The 16,071-nt window shown below is 28.5% G+C and carries 14 protein-coding genes; 5 read left to right on the forward strand and 9 right to left on the reverse strand.

The window, feature by feature from the left end; genetic code table 11:
- From Q0O83_RS10970 to Q0O83_RS10990, 5 genes are all read right to left on the reverse strand, one after another.
- Positions 1-1,443 (reverse strand): AAA family ATPase (locus Q0O83_RS10970; protein ID WP_294097060.1); only part of this gene is annotated, 1,443 nt, incomplete at its 3' end.
- 36 nt (positions 1,444-1,479) lie between these two features.
- Positions 1,480-3,240: a hypothetical protein gene (locus Q0O83_RS10975; RefSeq protein WP_294097062.1), complete on the reverse strand. Its 1,761-nt coding sequence runs from the start codon at positions 3,238-3,240 to the stop codon at positions 1,480-1,482.
- Between the two features lie 10 nt (positions 3,241-3,250).
- Positions 3,251-4,084 carry a WYL domain-containing protein gene (locus tag Q0O83_RS11860; protein WP_366515964.1) on the reverse strand — a complete coding sequence of 278 codons (834 nt, stop codon included), beginning with the start codon at positions 4,082-4,084 and terminating at the stop codon, positions 3,251-3,253.
- A gap of 170 nt (positions 4,085-4,254) precedes the next feature.
- A complete protein-coding gene (locus Q0O83_RS10985; RefSeq protein WP_294097064.1) occupies positions 4,255-4,827 on the reverse strand; it encodes a D-Ala-D-Ala carboxypeptidase family metallohydrolase in 573 nt (190 codons plus the stop codon).
- A gap of 598 nt (positions 4,828-5,425) precedes the next feature.
- Positions 5,426-6,250 carry a MerR family transcriptional regulator gene (locus Q0O83_RS10990; RefSeq protein ID WP_294097066.1) on the reverse strand — a complete coding sequence of 275 codons (825 nt, stop codon included), beginning with the start codon at positions 6,248-6,250 and terminating at the stop codon, positions 5,426-5,428.
- Between the two features lie 136 nt (positions 6,251-6,386).
- On the opposite strand from Q0O83_RS10990, the gene Q0O83_RS10995 reads away from it, so the two are divergent.
- Positions 6,387-7,478 (forward strand): NADH:flavin oxidoreductase, encoded by a 1,092-nt coding sequence (locus Q0O83_RS10995; RefSeq protein WP_294097068.1) that lies wholly within the window; start codon positions 6,387-6,389, stop codon positions 7,476-7,478.
- 427 nt (positions 7,479-7,905) lie between these two features.
- Here Q0O83_RS10995 and Q0O83_RS11000 read toward each other — a convergent pair whose 3' ends face one another.
- From Q0O83_RS11000 to Q0O83_RS11015, 4 genes are all read right to left on the reverse strand, one after another.
- Complete coding sequence (locus tag Q0O83_RS11000; protein ID WP_047384575.1) at positions 7,906-8,187, reverse strand: nucleotidyltransferase domain-containing protein; 282 nt, start codon at positions 8,185-8,187, stop codon at positions 7,906-7,908.
- A gap of 63 nt (positions 8,188-8,250) precedes the next feature.
- Positions 8,251-8,892 (reverse strand): recombinase family protein, encoded by a 642-nt coding sequence (locus tag Q0O83_RS11005; RefSeq protein WP_294097072.1) that lies wholly within the window; start codon positions 8,890-8,892, stop codon positions 8,251-8,253.
- Between the two features lie 363 nt (positions 8,893-9,255).
- Positions 9,256-10,701 (reverse strand): RNA-binding domain-containing protein, encoded by a 1,446-nt coding sequence (locus Q0O83_RS11010; protein WP_294097074.1) that lies wholly within the window; start codon positions 10,699-10,701, stop codon positions 9,256-9,258.
- A gap of 151 nt (positions 10,702-10,852) precedes the next feature.
- Positions 10,853-12,856: a PRD domain-containing protein gene (locus Q0O83_RS11015; protein ID WP_294097076.1), complete on the reverse strand. Its 2,004-nt coding sequence runs from the start codon at positions 12,854-12,856 to the stop codon at positions 10,853-10,855.
- 149 nt (positions 12,857-13,005) lie between these two features.
- Between Q0O83_RS11015 and Q0O83_RS11020 the strand changes: the two genes are divergently transcribed.
- The 4 genes from Q0O83_RS11020 to Q0O83_RS11035 are packed head-to-tail and all read left to right on the forward strand — an operon-like array spanning position 13,006 to position 15,753.
- Entirely contained in the window at positions 13,006-13,458 is a 453-nt protein-coding gene (locus Q0O83_RS11020) for a PTS sugar transporter subunit IIA (RefSeq protein ID WP_294097078.1), read from the forward strand.
- Positions 13,459-13,460: 2 nt separating this feature from the next.
- Positions 13,461-13,772, forward strand: coding sequence for a PTS fructose transporter subunit IIB (locus Q0O83_RS11025; protein WP_294097080.1), 312 nt, complete (start codon positions 13,461-13,463; stop codon positions 13,770-13,772).
- A gap of 13 nt (positions 13,773-13,785) precedes the next feature.
- Complete coding sequence (locus Q0O83_RS11030) at positions 13,786-14,853, forward strand: PTS fructose transporter subunit IIC (protein ID WP_294097082.1); 1,068 nt, start codon at positions 13,786-13,788, stop codon at positions 14,851-14,853.
- Between the two features lie 27 nt (positions 14,854-14,880).
- Complete coding sequence (locus tag Q0O83_RS11035; RefSeq protein ID WP_294097084.1) at positions 14,881-15,753, forward strand: ketose-bisphosphate aldolase; 873 nt, start codon at positions 14,881-14,883, stop codon at positions 15,751-15,753.
- Positions 15,754-16,071: the final 318 nt, after the last annotated feature.

The raw sequence follows: 16,071 nt of genomic DNA on the forward strand, positions 1-16,071 counted from the left end.
ATGGTCAGGAAAATCCTTAGCGTTGTTATTCCGCGTTTTCCTGATGGGACCCCTACTACCCAATAAATCTTGAGTATCTATCTCTTCACTTTCATTTACAAATGCTGTTTCTAAAGTGAGTTTTACAACTTCTTCTATATCTGCTCCACAATATCCATCTGTGGCTTTAGCAAGTTTTAAAATATCAAAGTCCTCTGTATTTTTTCCTCTTTTTTCAAGATGAATCTCAAAAATTCTCTCCCTTTCCTCTTCATTAGGGAAATCTACAAAGAAAACTTCGTCAAATCTTCCTTTTCTTAAAAATTCAGGTGGAAATGTTGAGATATCATTGGCTGTTGCTACCACAAATACTGTATTTTCTTTCTCTTGTAGCCATGTAAGGAAATGCCCAAATAGTCTTTTTGTTATATCACTTGCTCCACCGCTTTGGTCTATTCCTGAGAAGGCCTTTTCTATTTCATCTATCCATAAAATACAAGGACTTATTGATTCTGCTGTTTTTAAAGCCACTCTCATATTGTGCTCTGACTCTCCAACATATTTTCCAAGCAATCTTCCTATATCCAGTCTTAATAGCGGAGCATTAAATAATCTTGCACTTGCTTTTGCTGCTAAACTTTTTCCACAGCCTGGCATTCCAACTAAAAGAACTCCCTTTGGAGTATCTACACCATAACTCTTTGCTTCATCTAACTTTCTAAAAACTTTTGCTTTACTTTCTAGCCACTCTTTTAACCCTTCTAATCCTCCAATATCGGTTATTCTTTCCTTAAAATCAATAAGTTCTAATACTGCGGATTTTTTTATTATCTGACCTTTTTCTCTTATGATTATGTTTCTATCTGATATGGATATGTTTTTCTTGCTTTCTATCATCATATTTAAGACATGGTCTATCTCCAGCTTGCTTAATCCCTTTAGAGAGATTGCAATCTCTCCTATATCCTCTGTATCTATTTTTACACCATGAATTTTTCCAAAATTTAAAATATAACTTTCGATCTCTTCTTGACTCATATTTTCTATTTCTAAAATACTTGTAAACTTTTCAAGTTCTTTTGGAACGCTGTTAGAATCACTTACCACAAGGACCGTAAAATTATAGTTTGGATTAGAATATCTAAGTTCTGCAATCTTTTTAAGATAAGCCAACACTTCTGGTTTTTCCATTTCATCTTTAGCATTTTTTACCAGAAGAAATATATTATTCTCATATCCTTCTGAATAAATCATATCTAAAAAATTATATAAACTCTTTACTTCTTCGCTTATCTCTTTTGTTTCAAAATCTACTGCTCCTAAAGCTCTAAATTCATAGATTACTTTATCATTAATCTCTTTTGTTGCTGTTTTTAATAGATCATCTATCTCTTTATAATCTGAAGTGTTACACCAAATTATTGGTCTTCTTGCTCTTAAATATTTCTGTAAATTTATCTTCATTTCCCCTTCTTTTCCTCCATCTGTTATTAAATCTTTTTACCAACCAAAAAAGCTAGCCACTCCTGAACAGAAACTACTTACTGCTGAACCTATTCCACTTGCTACACTTTTTATACCATTCCAAGCTGCACTTGCTACACTTTTTACTGCATTATATCCAGCTTTTACAACTTCTTTTACTCCGCTTGTTACAGTTGATGCTACTTCAGCTGCTCCTTTAGCTATGTTACTGGCTATAGTAGATCCTGCAAAATATCCAATAGTTCCAGCCACTGCAGCAACCACAGGAGCTAAAATAGTTCCAACACTTGCTATAACTCCACCTGCCAAAGCTATACCAGCAAGGCTTCCTTTTATTCCACCATAAGTCCCAGCTAATATTGCACCTGTTTCCTTCATTCCATCTTTTAAACTTAAATCTCCACTTCCAATTGAAGATGCCACTCCAATTAAAGATAGTGCAGAAAATGCTATGGTTCCAACAACTGAATTATTTTTTAAAATATTAGCTGCCCATCCTGTAATAACTTTCTTCTCTACAGCAGTTTTTAATCCTCCAGCTATTGCAGTTGAAAGTCCTACGCTACCTCCTGCTTTTAATCCATCTATTATAACTTCTTCAGCCTTTATCTCTTCACCCTTAGCTAATTTTATTCCTGTAGATAAAGCCATCCCCATTCCCACGCCTATAGTAGCTGATGTTAAGGCTTGTTTTGCAATTTGCCTTGATAAACTTTTTACATCTACATTATTTTCAAAAGTTTGCTTTGCAGCATCTAAATTTCCTTCTTGAACCTCTTTTTGTATAACTTTTGCATCTGATTTAGATAAAGCATCACTTTCTATCCCTTCATATTCAACTTTTGTATTTCCAATCTCTTCATGCCCTTCACCATAAAGTCTTCTCTGGAACTTATAATTTCCATCTTGAAAAAGCTTTTCAGGATTATCACTAAGTTTAGCTTGATACTTTCTTACTATATATTCTGTTTCCCCTCTTTTTACTTTTACAACTAAATCTATAGAATTTTTCCCATATCCTGTTCCTGGTTTAGGAACAAGTGCTTCAGCTCTTATCCCAGATATATCTTTTATAGCAGCATCTATATTAAATGTATTTTCATGAAACTGCTCAAATATAAAACCATCAAGTTGAGGATTTTGATTTATATTTCCAGCTTTTGTTATTAATGAATCTACCATTTTTTGATTCCCTTTTGCGATAACTTCATTGATGTTGTCAAAATATCTTGTCATTTTATCAAAAGCTATTATATTTGGTGCAATCTCTATTCCTTTAGTCATTTCATACATACTAGAAATATTTTCTTTTTCAATAGCTTCACTCCTAGATTTTAACTCCTCTTTAACCTCTTTTATTGAAACTCCCTCTGTTGTTTTACTAATATCTTTAGCTAATACATCGCTTGGTGATATTCCTAAAGCTCTTTTTTCCTTTACCAGCTCATATTTTTCTTTTCCTAATTTAACGCCAGCTATCAATTCTTGAGACTCTTTTAGCAATTGATCTTGAGTTTTTTCTGGAAATTCCTCTTTTAATCTTTCTATTAACCATTGTGTTAAATCTTGATTTTTATTTTTTATATACTCTTTAACAAATCTTTTTAAAATATCAATTAATTTTTCGTTATCAATTGCTAGTTTTTCATTTTCTAAATTTTTTTCTACTACTTCAATTTCAATTATATCATCTTCAATTTGAGAAAACTCTTTTCTTTCTACAATTAATTGATATCCATTTTCTTCACACAAAACCTCTTCCCAAATTTTTTCCATGAAACCCTCCCTATAAATATCTATTTAATGATTTTTTTAACTCTTCTTTAAACCACTCTCTCAAATCAACTGGCTCTAAAATTTCTATATTTGATAAAAATTGTGGGAAATAAACTTTAGCTAATCTATTTGTACATTCTAATATCCAGATATCTCCATTTTTTTCCAATACTTTAGGTCTATTTAAAATAGCACTTTCAAATAATTTTTGTCCGTTTTCATTTATTTTGATTTTTATATTCTTTCCAAAAGATAAAAATGGATCAAAGTTTTTATCAATGCTTTTTATATAATCTAAATTCTTAATTTCAATATCATATTTTGATAATGATATATTTTCGATATTAGCAATTCTATAATTTCTATAATCTTCGTTTTTTTCACAATACGAAAATATGTATGATCTATCTTCAATAGATGAAGTCTTTAAAAGATAGGGGTTAATAGTTCTAATTTCTCCATTATATTTAATATTAATTTTTTTTCTTTCTTTTAAAGCTGATTCTATTTTTTGAAAAATCTCAAAAAATAAAATTTGTTCTCTTATGTACCTAGGATTATCTAGATACTTTAAAAAAATATTTCTAAAGAATTCCGCTTCATTTTCTACTTCATGCTCCTTTAGAACGGTATAATAAAGTTCATCATTTAATTTATTTAAATTAAATTGAATAATTTCGCCTTTGGCAGAATTTATATTTAAATTTTCTATATCTTTATTAGAATAATAACTAAAAAGTTTATTTCCAATCTCTCCTGTTAAAAGATTAAAGTGATTTTCATCTTCTTTTATTTTTTCTTTTACAAAATATGGCGCTATAAATCTAACTTTCTTTATCTTAATCCCCCCTTTACTTGCTTAAAAATAGTATACTTTAAAATTACAAAAAAATAAAGGAACATATATCCTAGATATTTTGTTCCTTTTTAAAATTTTTTAATATTCTTAAACTTTCTAACCAACTAACCTTGGAAAGAACCTAAAAAAAGTTGTAAAACACAAAAAAGCCCTCTTTATAAAAAATGTGTGGGCTTGGGCCACACTTCAATTCCCCACCCTCCCTCTACTGCTATCTTGTCGGGGCATTCCCATTTTTTGTAGAGATGAGAGGCATACTGTCTATCATCAATAATAAAATATTGTGAGAATTCCTTTAAAAGTTCGCTGAGCGAACTTTTAAAGGAATTCTCACAATATTTATTGCTACCTTTTTTTAAAATTGTTAAATGTATAAACTTTTGCTGAGGATAACAGATGATTTTATCTATAAAGGTAAAATTTTTTCTATGAATATATTTAGCTACTAATTGCATATTAGCTCCAGAGATTGTAAAGTCTACGGCTGTTCCATCTTTATGCTGAGAGTTAGTTGCACCTTTTACAGCTATATTCAATTTCTCATCTCTATAAAAAGATAAAATAATCATAGGTTTAGCTAGATCATCTCTTATTATTTGTAATTTTTCTAAAGTGTGATTGATATTATCTATTATAAGTTCATCAGTAGGTAAAATAGCTAAATGTGGATATGATGCTGATACAGCAACTTCTTTAATTTTGAAATTTTTAGTTTCTCTTATCTTCATAGTTTTGCCCTCCCTTTCTTTTGTTATTCAAGCTAAAAAGTAATTTTCCTAAGTTCGACAAGCGAACTTTTTTTAGTACAAAAAAGGGAGGAACCTCTGTAGGGGGGGACTACAGAGGTTCCGGGGGGATTAAATTATATATTATTAGCATTTTATATAATATTTAGACATAGGTTTTTGGAAAAAAGTTTTAAATATTTTTTAAACAGTTTTGTTAAAAGAAGAGATGATTTAAAGAGACTTGGGAAATAAAGAAAGAGTATGGTATTAACGGACAAAATAGCAAAAAACCTATAAAAATAGATGTCAGAATAAAGGCTCTTAAAAATCGGGGTATACTTTTATACCTAATCAATTTTCGAATGGCCTTAAAATCGATTTTAGAGGGTCGTTTTTGAAGGGAATTTTTTGGTGATTTTTAAAAAGTCCCAATAGGAGAGGGATTATAAAAAATAGTATTTTAGAAATAAAGTTAGACGTAATAGATATGAAAATTGGTGATTTAAAAGTCTCTCTATTTGAGGGGTTATAAAAAGATGGTGGATTTTTAATCCATCATCTACAAGTTTTTACTTTTATATCAGCATTTTGTAAATTATTAAGTTCCTATATCTGAATTTACAGGAATCATAATTTTAACTATCCAGCCCACCCCATCTTCAAATTGGAAAATTTTTTCATTAGAAATCTCTATCGGATCTCCATCAATTTTAAATCTGGATTTTTGTATAAAATCAAGTAGTTTTTCATAACTTTTAGTTATATTTTCATAAGAGTCCTTATGGATAAGAGTGGCGAACTCTCTTCTTTTAAAAAGTAAATTATTTTTTCCATTTTCTTTCTCTGAAATAAGTATTCCAACTTTTTTGATACTATGAGCTTCTCCTCTCTCTAAGGATTTACCATCTATTATTCCAAGACATTTTTTACTATTGTAATCCAAAGTTTCAAAAGATTTTAAAACTTCGTTGTAAGCCTTTATTATCTCAGGTTCACCATAAGGTGGTGGAACCTCCTTAACAATCCCGAAAAATGGACCGTCTACCTCTATTGATAGATCTTTATCCAAAGAATATGCAATCTCTTGAAACTCTTTTTTCTTTTCCAATAAAAGTTTTTTTGTTTTTTCTAATTCTTTTATTTTGATATCAATCTCGCTGCTCTTTTCATCTAAGAAGGCTATACTTGCTTCAGCAGTCTGGCTTTCGGTATACTTTTTTATCTCTTTTAATGTAAATCCTGAATTTTTAAGACTTATGATAAATGCGAGTTCTGCCATTTGAAGAAATGAATAATATCTATATCCACTTTCTTTATCTATATAATAGGGCTTAAGAAGTTCTATCTGTTCATAGTGGAGCAGAGTTTTATTGGAGATATTAAACATTTTTGCAACTTCTCCTATTTTATAACCATTTTTCATTCGAACCTCCAAAATTTTTATTGACTCCTACCTTAAGGTATAGGTTTATAATAAAGCATATAAAGTTTTTTTTCAACTAAAAAAATAAAAAAAGGAGGGTATGGTATAAGATTCTATTTATATCATACAAGATAATATGAAGTTACTTTTTGAAAAAACAAATTTAAAAAACTTAGAACTTAAAAATAGATTTATAAGATCAGCTACATGGGAAGGTCTAGCTGAAGAAAATGGGCATTTAAATGAAAATATTTATGAGTTTTACAAAAAACTTGCTCAAGGAGGAGTAGGACTGATTGTAGCAGGCTATGCCTATATCAGTAAAGATGAACAGCCAAATATAAAAATGCTAGGTATTCAAGATGACTCTTTAATAGATGAATATAAAAAATTAGTTAATATAGTGCATGAGTACGATGCTAAAATAGCATTGCAAATAGTTTACGGGGGCTCTCAAAATCATCATCCAGAAAAAGATAGTATGGAGATTTTAGGACCATCTGCTGTAGAAAATATAGTTTCTGGAATAACTCCCAAAGAAGCTACAAAGGAAGAGATAAAAAAAATCGTTAAATTGTTTGGAGATGCAGCTGTAAGAGCTAAAAAAGCTGGTTTTGATGCTGTTGAAATACATGCGGCTCACGGGCATATGCTGAGTCACTTCTTAACTCCTTATTATAATAGAAGACAGGATGAATATGGTGGTGAAATCCACAACAGAGCTCGTATAATATATGAAGTTATAGCAGAGATTAAAGAAAGAGTGGGAGAAGACTACCCTATAATGATAAAGCTTAATCACAATGATTTTATGGAGAAAGATATGGGGTTAACAGAAGCAGAAGCTTTAGAGGTTCTTAAAAGAGTTGATGAATTAGGTGTCGATTTAATAGAAGTAAGTGGTGGAAGTGCACCTTCTCCTACATTTAATATGGGGAAAAATTTAAATCTTTTAGAAAATCAGTCTTATTTTAAAGAAGCCGGTGAAAAAATTGCTAAAACTATAAAGGCAAAAATCAGTTTAACTGGAGGAAACAAAAACTTTTCTCTAATGGAAGAAATATTAAATACAACAAATATAGAATACTTTTCTTTATCAAGAACATTGATTAGTGAACCGGATCTTATAAATAAATGGAAAAATGAAAGTAAATATAAACCTAGATGCGTATCTTGCAATTATTGCTTACAAACCATGCCTGTTACATGCATCTTAAATAAAAAATGATACCACCCCTTAAAATACTGGGTTAAATATATATAAAAATAGAGGGCAACCATCACAGATCCCTCTATTTTCTTACATATTTAATTCTTTGAAACTTATTCCGTTTAAATAACCTTAAAACTCGTAAAACAATGCCTTAAAAAATAAAACAAAACTTACTAAACTTTAAATCTATTTCTTCTAATAGTTAGATTACAACCTCATGATTTGTTTAATAAACAATAAACATCTTTGAAACTGTGTGATGGCTTTTTTAACTACTAAAACTTTAACTCTTTAATTCTTCTAACTATTATTATAATATTTAGACGGTTTTTGGGGATAAAAAAGTTTGATTATTTATTTTCTCAAAATCTATATGTTTATAATATCTATTTCCAATACATGCTTCATACTCTCTAAAATACTTAAAACGTAAAGTAAGTCATTAGTTATATTTTGTAACATACACTATCTCCTTTTTGGCTCTCATAAGAACAATAGGGTTTGCATATTTTTCAATCATAATATCTAAATTAACCTTAATTATTGGTTCTAACTCCTCTTTCAGTTTTATCCATTTTTTAAAATCAGTATCATCTACAAGGATATCGATATCATTTCCATCCTCACCTCTAGCAATAGAACCGAATATTCCAATTTTTTCTATATTGTATTTTTCAAAGATATTTTCTTTTTTTAAACTAGTTTTAAAGGCATCTAATGTCATAGCATCCTCCTTTAGATTTTATTAGCTTTATTATATCATGAACATAAAAAAATAAAAAAGAGATTAATCTTTCATCTCCTCGATTAGGTTATAAAACATAGCCTTAGAGCACCCAACCATCTTTATAGCATCTTTCACAGGAACATAGTTTGGATTGTCTTTATTTCTTGTGAGAGGATAGATTTCCTTGAATTTTTCTCTGAACTCATCATTTTTAGTTCTTCCAAATTTCACACCTTTAGCTAGGGCTCTTTCGATTCCCTCTTTTTGACGTTTACGAAGCTCTTTACGCTCCCATTCAGCTTTTAGTAAATCCACTTGTAACATGGTGTCTAGCATCACATTTAGCATCGCTTCAGCCAAAGAGTCAGCATCCCTCTCCACTAACTTCTCTTTTAAAAAGTTATTTAGATAAGCTTGGTCCACTGATTCCACACTTACACCACGAGCAGCTAGATTAACTAGGCACTCACGGACCTCTTTGGCATTACGTCCTATTCTATCCAAATTTTTAACAACGATAACATCGCCATCTTTAACCCATTCATTTAAAAGTTCGTTCCATACTTCTCTATCTTCAAAATTTTTCCCAGATTTTTTTTCCTGGAAGATTGTTCTAGGATTAGCTCCTAGCTCTTTAAAATATTCTACTTGTCTGTCTAAGTTCTGCGTCTCAGAAGAAACTCTAGCATAATAGTATTTCATGAGTATATCCATCCCTTCGTTTTAAGTTCTGAAACTATTATACTTTCTTTGTGAAAAAAATACAATAAATATTTAGAATAAAGTAGACTAAAGTTTAAAATATGAAAAATGGTATATGATAGACTAAAAATTTTGGTAATAAAAAAAGTACACAAAAGTCTACTTTGTTTTACTCTTGTTGAAACTTTGAAAAAATAAAAAGGGATGATTTTTAAGTCATCCCTTGAAAATATAAAACGTTACTCCAAATTTAATCGACCGAGCATTTAAGTGAGCATTTTATCCCTTGATTTTATTAGGTTTATATAAATTTGTTTAAATAAAGTGAGCATTTAAGTGAGCATTTCTTTAAAAAACGGTCATTTATTTTTTTAATAGATATTTATTTCCTCTTCCTTTTCCTATTTGCATAATAAAGTTTTTTTCTAAAAGTAAATTAAGAGCATTTAATGCTGCTGTTCTCTTAAGATTTAATAAATCTTGAACATCTTTATTTTTAATCTCTCCATGCTCTAATATAAATGCTAAGATAATTTTTTCATTTTTGTTTAAATGAGCACTATCTAGAATTAAAGTATCTGGCAGGGTAAATTTTATTCTATTTTGAGAAACTTCTATAGTTGGATTTTGTAATCCTAATCCGTTTACTGTTTGAAGAATTGTTTTAATTCCACTTCCAGCTCTTTCTGACAATTTTATAAATCTAAAAAGATCCATAATAAGAGGATTACGAGGATCTGAATACAGCTTTTCTGTTAAAATTTCTTCAGGAGTAAGTCTAAGCAATCCTGGATTTTCAAATACATATTCATTTTCTAACTTGCTAATAATAACTCCAACCGGAAACTCATAGTCAGCATGTATCAACGTATTTAAAAGAACCTCTCTTATCGCAACTTTAAAATCATTAGAATCGTCTCTAGTGACTCCATCTCCCATTAATTTAAATGGTGTTTTTATAATTGCTTCTAATTTTGTGATAACAATATTATAGAAATTATAAAGGTTCTCCTCTCCCCAAGTTCCGTCATAGATAATTCTATCAACCCATCTATCTACGTTAGAATCGCTTTTATCGATATACTCTAAATGAAAATGTGGCAAATAACTCTTTATGCTCGTGGTCTTTCCAAACATTAGAAGACCGCCAAGAGTAAGTTCAAAGTTTCCTGTAGTTCTATTTTTTAAAAGAATACCAATACTTTTTAAAAACTCTTCCAAGCTCCCTATTTTATTAAAATGGCTTTCAGGAGAAACTTCTTTCATTCTGAGTCTATATTTTTCAACCGTTATAACATCTAAGTCATTGATATCATAATTTTCAAGAATCTTTCTATCTAAAGCACTAACACTAGAATCTCTAATCATAGCGTTAATTTCATTTATATTGCAAAGCTGATCACTCTCATGTAATCTTTTATAGGTTGTTGCAATTTTTCCTCTTAAGTATATAGGTTTATCTCTATACTCAACTTTCGGTATAGTTACAACAATAACCGTTTTATCCTCTTCTGTTATAAATTTAATATCATCACTTCTTAAAATATTTTTATTAACAAGATCTTTATTATTTGCTCCAGTAACAATATCTTTTGCTATTTTGTCAGGATTATTAACTCCAAGAATTTCGTTTTCTGTTTTTCCCTCTTTAACTCCTAAAATTATTAACCCACCTTGAGTATTTCCAAAAGCTGAATATGTTTCCCAAAAACTAGATCCAAGCTTATCTGAAATAGTTTTAAACTCAATTCTAGAACTTTCTTTCAAATTTCTAATTTGTTTAAAATTTTGTATATCTATATTATTCATAAAGCCTCCTAGTACATATATTCAATGTATAAATTATACTTTAGTTAACAACAAAAATCAAGATACACACCAGTAAGAGCAGATATAAATTTATTAATTTTTTATTTCGTCACCTTTTTATCAACTAAATTAAAAAATTATAAGGTTGTGTTTAGAGAGTTTCAATTCTATTGTATATTTCTTCTATTGGAAGTGTTAAAATATTTTCTTCATTTCCAGGATTATTAAAAAACTCAGTTATTTTAATTAAGAAATCTACATATTCTGTTTTTCTATCTGTGCAGAATGTTATTATAAAAGAACATTCTTTATTTTTTATAAAAATTGGATTTTTTAATTTTAAAAATGAAAGCTTTGTAGAAAAAACACTATTATTACCTATTGCATGAGGAAGAATAGTTTGATTTCCTATAAATAAATTTGGATTATTTAAAGATTGTTTTGACAAGAGAGATTCAATATAATCCTCGTTTATATAACCTTTTTTTAAAAGTTGATAGCAACTTACCTTAATAGCTTCTGAAAGATTTGAACAATCAGCTTCACTAAATAAATCTTTTTCAATTAAACTCAGATTTTCATTTTCATTTTTGTTATTTTCTATAAAAAAATTAGAAAAGTTACTAAAAATAATATCTTTTAAGTTTTTTTTATCTATAGAAATATTGTTATTTTCTAAGGTATTTATAAACTCATCAAAACATATTTTTTCTCTTTGCTTTTTAAAATTAAAATTTTTTAATAGTTTTATATCCTCTTCAGTTAGAAGTGGATTTACTTTAATTAATGGAATATTTTCACTATAATCATTAATATCGATTGTGCTTATAATCAGGTCATATGACTTTAAATTACTCTTATAAAAATCATTAAGAGAATAAGTCTTAGTATTTTGAATATAAAAAACTTCATTTAACCGCTCTTCTAAAAATTTTGAAGCACTTAATCCATAATTACATATAATGGCAACATTTTTTACAGTTTTATTAGATGTATTTCTTTTTAAAGCTCTATGAAACATAAGAGTTATAAATGCAGTTTCATCATCACTAATTATAATATTAAGATTTTTTTCTAAATTTTCAAAAGAATATTTAACACTGTAAAAAAGCTTTTCGTATAAATCCATAATTTCATTATAAATAGAATTTTCTAAAAATATTTTTTTAGAACTTCTGTAAAGCATTGGTTTTATATGATTAATTAGTTCATTTAATAAAATTTTATCTTTAGATAAATCAATTGAATACAGTTGAGAGAATTTTTTTATTGATTTATATATCTCCATTTCGATATTAATCCAATTACCAAAAATTAGTAATGGGTTACTTTTTGTATAAGATAATCCTATTAAGAAGTCTGTAATTATTATTTTTTGATTTTCTTTAAAAATTGACATTTTAGAAATCATTTTTTTATATTCAATTGTATTTTTATAAAAATTATTATTAATTTGATCTTTAAATTCTGGAGAAAATTTAATTACAGTTAGAAGAAAAGATAAAAATAGATTAAAACTATTATCAGAAATACTATAATTAAAACATCTTTTTAATTTTTCAAGAGTTTTATATGATTCTTCAAAAAATTCTAAAAAAGTTTCATTCATTTCTTTATAAAAATAATTAATTCTTTTAGGATATATTTTATTTAAAGTTAGAATTTGGTATTTGTCTATATAAGAAGCTAAAAAATAACATAAATCCAATTTATTGTATTCTAAATTATATATTGAATTTTCTTGCTGAATAATATGAATATTAAATTTCTCTAAATATAATTTTGCTTTTTTTAAATCATTTCTAAGAGTTGGTTTTGTCACTTCTAAATCAATTGAGAGTCTATTAATGTTTATTGGTTCATTTTTTAAAACAATTTTAAATATAATTAAATCTACTCTTTCCAAAGAAGAATAGGAATAAAATATTTTATTTAAATCTTTAAAAATATCATTTAAACTATTAAAATTATTCTCCCAAATTATATCATTTTTATTAAATTTTATTTGATATTCCCTCTTGAGCTCATCATTAAGTTCATCGATCTGATATCTTATATTTCTCTCTGATAGATTAGTTTTTCTCATAACTTCTTGAAGTGTATTTCTTTGTTGAAGTAATTCTAATAATTCAAAATGCTTAAAACCTAAACTCATACTGTTCACCTCCATTATAAAAAAGTATACCATCTTTATTTTATAAAAAAAAGTAAAAAGTGTTTCAAAAAAAAAAGAAATGTTTTTTATCTTTAAAAAATGTCTGATATGTTATACACTTATATTACAAAACACAGGGAGGTAAAATTATGATTCGTAAAATATTAAAAGAAGAGAATATTCATTTAAATATTGAATCGAAAAATAAAGAGGATATAATCAATATTCTTGCAAATTCTCTTGAAAGAACTGGAGATTTAATAAATAAAAGTATTTTTATAAATGACATTTATGAAAGAGAAACTCAGGGGTTAACCGGATTAGAAAATGGATTAGCTATTCCTCACGGAAAATCTTTTGGAGTAAAAAATACATCTTTAGCTGTAGCTAGGTTAAATAATCCAATTGAATGGGAAACATTAGATGGAGAACCTGTAGATTTAATTGTTCTCTTTGCTGTAACTTTAGAAGATAAAAACGATGTTCATATAAAAATATTATCAAAAGTAGCTGGAAATTTAGCTGAAGATGAAAATGTTAAAAACTTAAAAAAGGTTCAAACGAAAGATGAAATAATAAATATTTTAAGTAAGGAGTGGTAAATATGAAAGTAGTTGGAATTTGTGCTTGTACAGCTGGAATAGCTCATACCTTTATGGCTCAAAAAAAGTTATTAAATGTTGGAAAGGAAAGGGGACACGAAATTTTTATAGAAACTCAAGGCTCTATGGGAGCTGAGAATATTTTAACAGATGATCAAATAAATCAAGCAGATTTTGTAGTAATAGCAGCAGATATTAAAATAGGCGTTGAAAGATTTAGAGGAAAAAAACTAATAAAAGTTCCCACAAATGTTGCAATAAAAGGGACTGTTAAACTTTTTGAAAAATTAGAAGAAGCATATAACAATTTTTAAGGAGGTTTGATTTATGAAGTTAAAAGAATTACAAATAAAAAAGCATTTATTAACAGGTATTTCATTTATGCTTCCATTGGTAGTTGCAGCAGGATTATGTATCGCAATTGGTCAAATTATTCCTAGATTTGGAATTGAAACAAAGATAAGTGAGGTTTTAGTTAACTTAGGAGTTTATGGAATGACACTTTTAGTTCCAGTTTTCTGTGCATCAATAGCATATTCAATTGCAGATAAACCTGGAATTGCTCCAGGACTTGTTCTTGGATATTTAGCTAATGAAATAAAAGCAGGATTTTTAGGAGGAATTTTATTTGGATTTGTTGTTGGTTTCTTTGTTTTATGGCTAAAAAAGAGATTAAAAGTTCCTAAAACAATGGAAGGATTAGTTCCTGTAATGTTAATACCATTAATTTCTATTGCTGTTTGTGGTTTAAGTGCTTATTTTGTAATTGGAGTACCTATTGTTGCATTACAAAGTTTTTTACTTGATTTTTTAACTTCGTTAGATGGAAAAGCAAAATTTATTACAGGAGCAATTATAGGTGGTATGGTTGGTTTTGATTTTGGTGGCCCTGTTAATAAAACAGCTTCAATATTTGCTGATGGTTTAATTCTAAATGGAATATATGGTCCGGAAGCTGTTAAAGTTATGGTTGCAATGATTCCACCAATTGGATTAGGGATATCCGTTTTATTAACGAAACATAAATATACAAAGGCTGAAATAGAAGGAACTAAAGTAGCATTTCCTATGGGACTTTGTATGATAACAGAAGGAGTAATTCCTATAGCTGCTAGAGATCCATTTAGAGTTATTGCTGCTAGTACAATTGGAGGAATGGTTGGTGGTGGACTGTCTATGTTCTGGGATGTAGGTTCTTCAATTCCATCAGGAGGTGTTTTCATCATTCCTTTTGTTGAAAATCCATTAGGGTTTGTGGCTGCACTTATGATTGGAAGCTTAACAACAGCGGTTATATTATCTGTTTCGAAAAAAGTTCCAACAGAAGAGGATGAAGGAGAATTGATTATAGAACAAGATATGGAGCTAGACGATTTTAATATAGAAACAATCTAAAAAATATAACAATACAGGAGGAATATAATGTTAGTAAATATGAAAGAACTATTAAGTGTTGCACAAGAAAATAACTTTGCAGTTGGTGCCTATAATATTGGAAGTGCTGAATTACTAAAGGTTTCATTAGAAGAGTGTGAAAAGAATAATTCTCCAATTATACTTGCTGTTCATCCCGATGAACTGGAATATTTAACAGATGAATTTATTGAATATATCAAGATGAGAGCAAGAAATAGTAAAGTTCCTGTAGTACTTCACATGGACCATGGTTCTAATAAAGCTCAGATATTAAGAGCTATTAAGTGTGGATTTACATCAGTTATGATTGATGGATCTCATTTAAGTTTTGAAGAAAATGTAAAATTAACAAAAGAGATTGTAGATATTGCTAGACCTTTAAATGTTTCGGTTGAAGCAGAGTTAGGAACAATTGGTAATTTAGGAAATTCTGCTGAAGGAGGAGCTGCTGAGATTATATACACAGATCCAACAAAAGCTAAAGAATTGGTTGATAGAACAGGGGTTGATACATTAGCCATTGCAATTGGAACATCTCACGGATTATATCCAAAATGGATGAAGCCAGAACTAAATTTAAAATTATTAAAAGAGATTAAAGAATATGTTAATATTCCTTTAGTGTTACACGGAGGATCAGCTAATCCAGATAATGAGATTGCTGAAGCTGTTAAATTGGGTGTATGTAAAGTTAATATTTCAAGTGATATTAAAAATGCATTTTTCCAAAAAACAAGAGAGGTATTAAAAAATAATGAATCAGCTTTGGAGCCATTACTTATATTCCCTGAAGCTATTGAAGAAGGTAAAAAAGTTGTGAAACATAAACTTGGCTTATTTAATTGTCTTGATAAAGCATCTCTATATAATAGATTATAAAATATTAAGGAGAGGGATTTCCCTCTCTTTATAATATAAATCTTAAAGTTAATTAATAATTAAGGACTTTTAAGGCCTCTTCTAAAGAAAGAAAATGTCCATACCTTAACCTTTCATTATTTTTTTTACCCAGTATATATGTTATATTTTTTATTTTTTCAGGAGGGGGTCCCATCAGGAAAACGCGGAATAACAACGCTAAGGATTTTCCTGACCATCTATGCCCCCTTTATTTTCAATGTATTTCGACCATTTTTCATTCAAAAAATTTTCTCAAGTAATCTAATTAGAGTTATTTCCATCTTTCCTTGTATTTAT

The sequence above is a fragment of the uncultured Cetobacterium sp. genome (assembly GCF_945952365.1).
Classification (GTDB): domain Bacteria; phylum Fusobacteriota; class Fusobacteriia; order Fusobacteriales; family Fusobacteriaceae; genus Cetobacterium_A.

Coding starts and splice junctions, on each gene's coding strand:
- Q0O83_RS10975 (WP_294097062.1), bottom strand. CDS start 3,240: ATGGAAAAAATTTGGGAAGAGGTTTTGTGTGAAGAAAATGGATATCAA.
- Q0O83_RS10985 (WP_294097064.1), bottom strand. CDS start 4,827: ATGAAGATAAGAGAAACTAAAAATTTCAAAATTAAAGAAGTTGCTGTA.
- Q0O83_RS10990 (WP_294097066.1), bottom strand. CDS start 6,250: ATGAAAAATGGTTATAAAATAGGAGAAGTTGCAAAAATGTTTAATATC.
- Q0O83_RS10995 (WP_294097068.1), top strand. CDS start 6,387: ATGAAGTTACTTTTTGAAAAAACAAATTTAAAAAACTTAGAACTTAAA.
- Q0O83_RS11000 (WP_047384575.1), bottom strand. CDS start 8,187: ATGACATTAGATGCCTTTAAAACTAGTTTAAAAAAAGAAAATATCTTT.
- Q0O83_RS11005 (WP_294097072.1), bottom strand. CDS start 8,892: ATGAAATACTATTATGCTAGAGTTTCTTCTGAGACGCAGAACTTAGAC.
- Q0O83_RS11010 (WP_294097074.1), bottom strand. CDS start 10,701: ATGAATAATATAGATATACAAAATTTTAAACAAATTAGAAATTTGAAA.
- Q0O83_RS11015 (WP_294097076.1), bottom strand. CDS start 12,856: ATGAGTTTAGGTTTTAAGCATTTTGAATTATTAGAATTACTTCAACAA.
- Q0O83_RS11020 (WP_294097078.1), top strand. CDS start 13,006: ATGATTCGTAAAATATTAAAAGAAGAGAATATTCATTTAAATATTGAA.
- Q0O83_RS11025 (WP_294097080.1), top strand. CDS start 13,461: ATGAAAGTAGTTGGAATTTGTGCTTGTACAGCTGGAATAGCTCATACC.
- Q0O83_RS11030 (WP_294097082.1), top strand. CDS start 13,786: ATGAAGTTAAAAGAATTACAAATAAAAAAGCATTTATTAACAGGTATT.
- Q0O83_RS11035 (WP_294097084.1), top strand. CDS start 14,881: ATGTTAGTAAATATGAAAGAACTATTAAGTGTTGCACAAGAAAATAAC.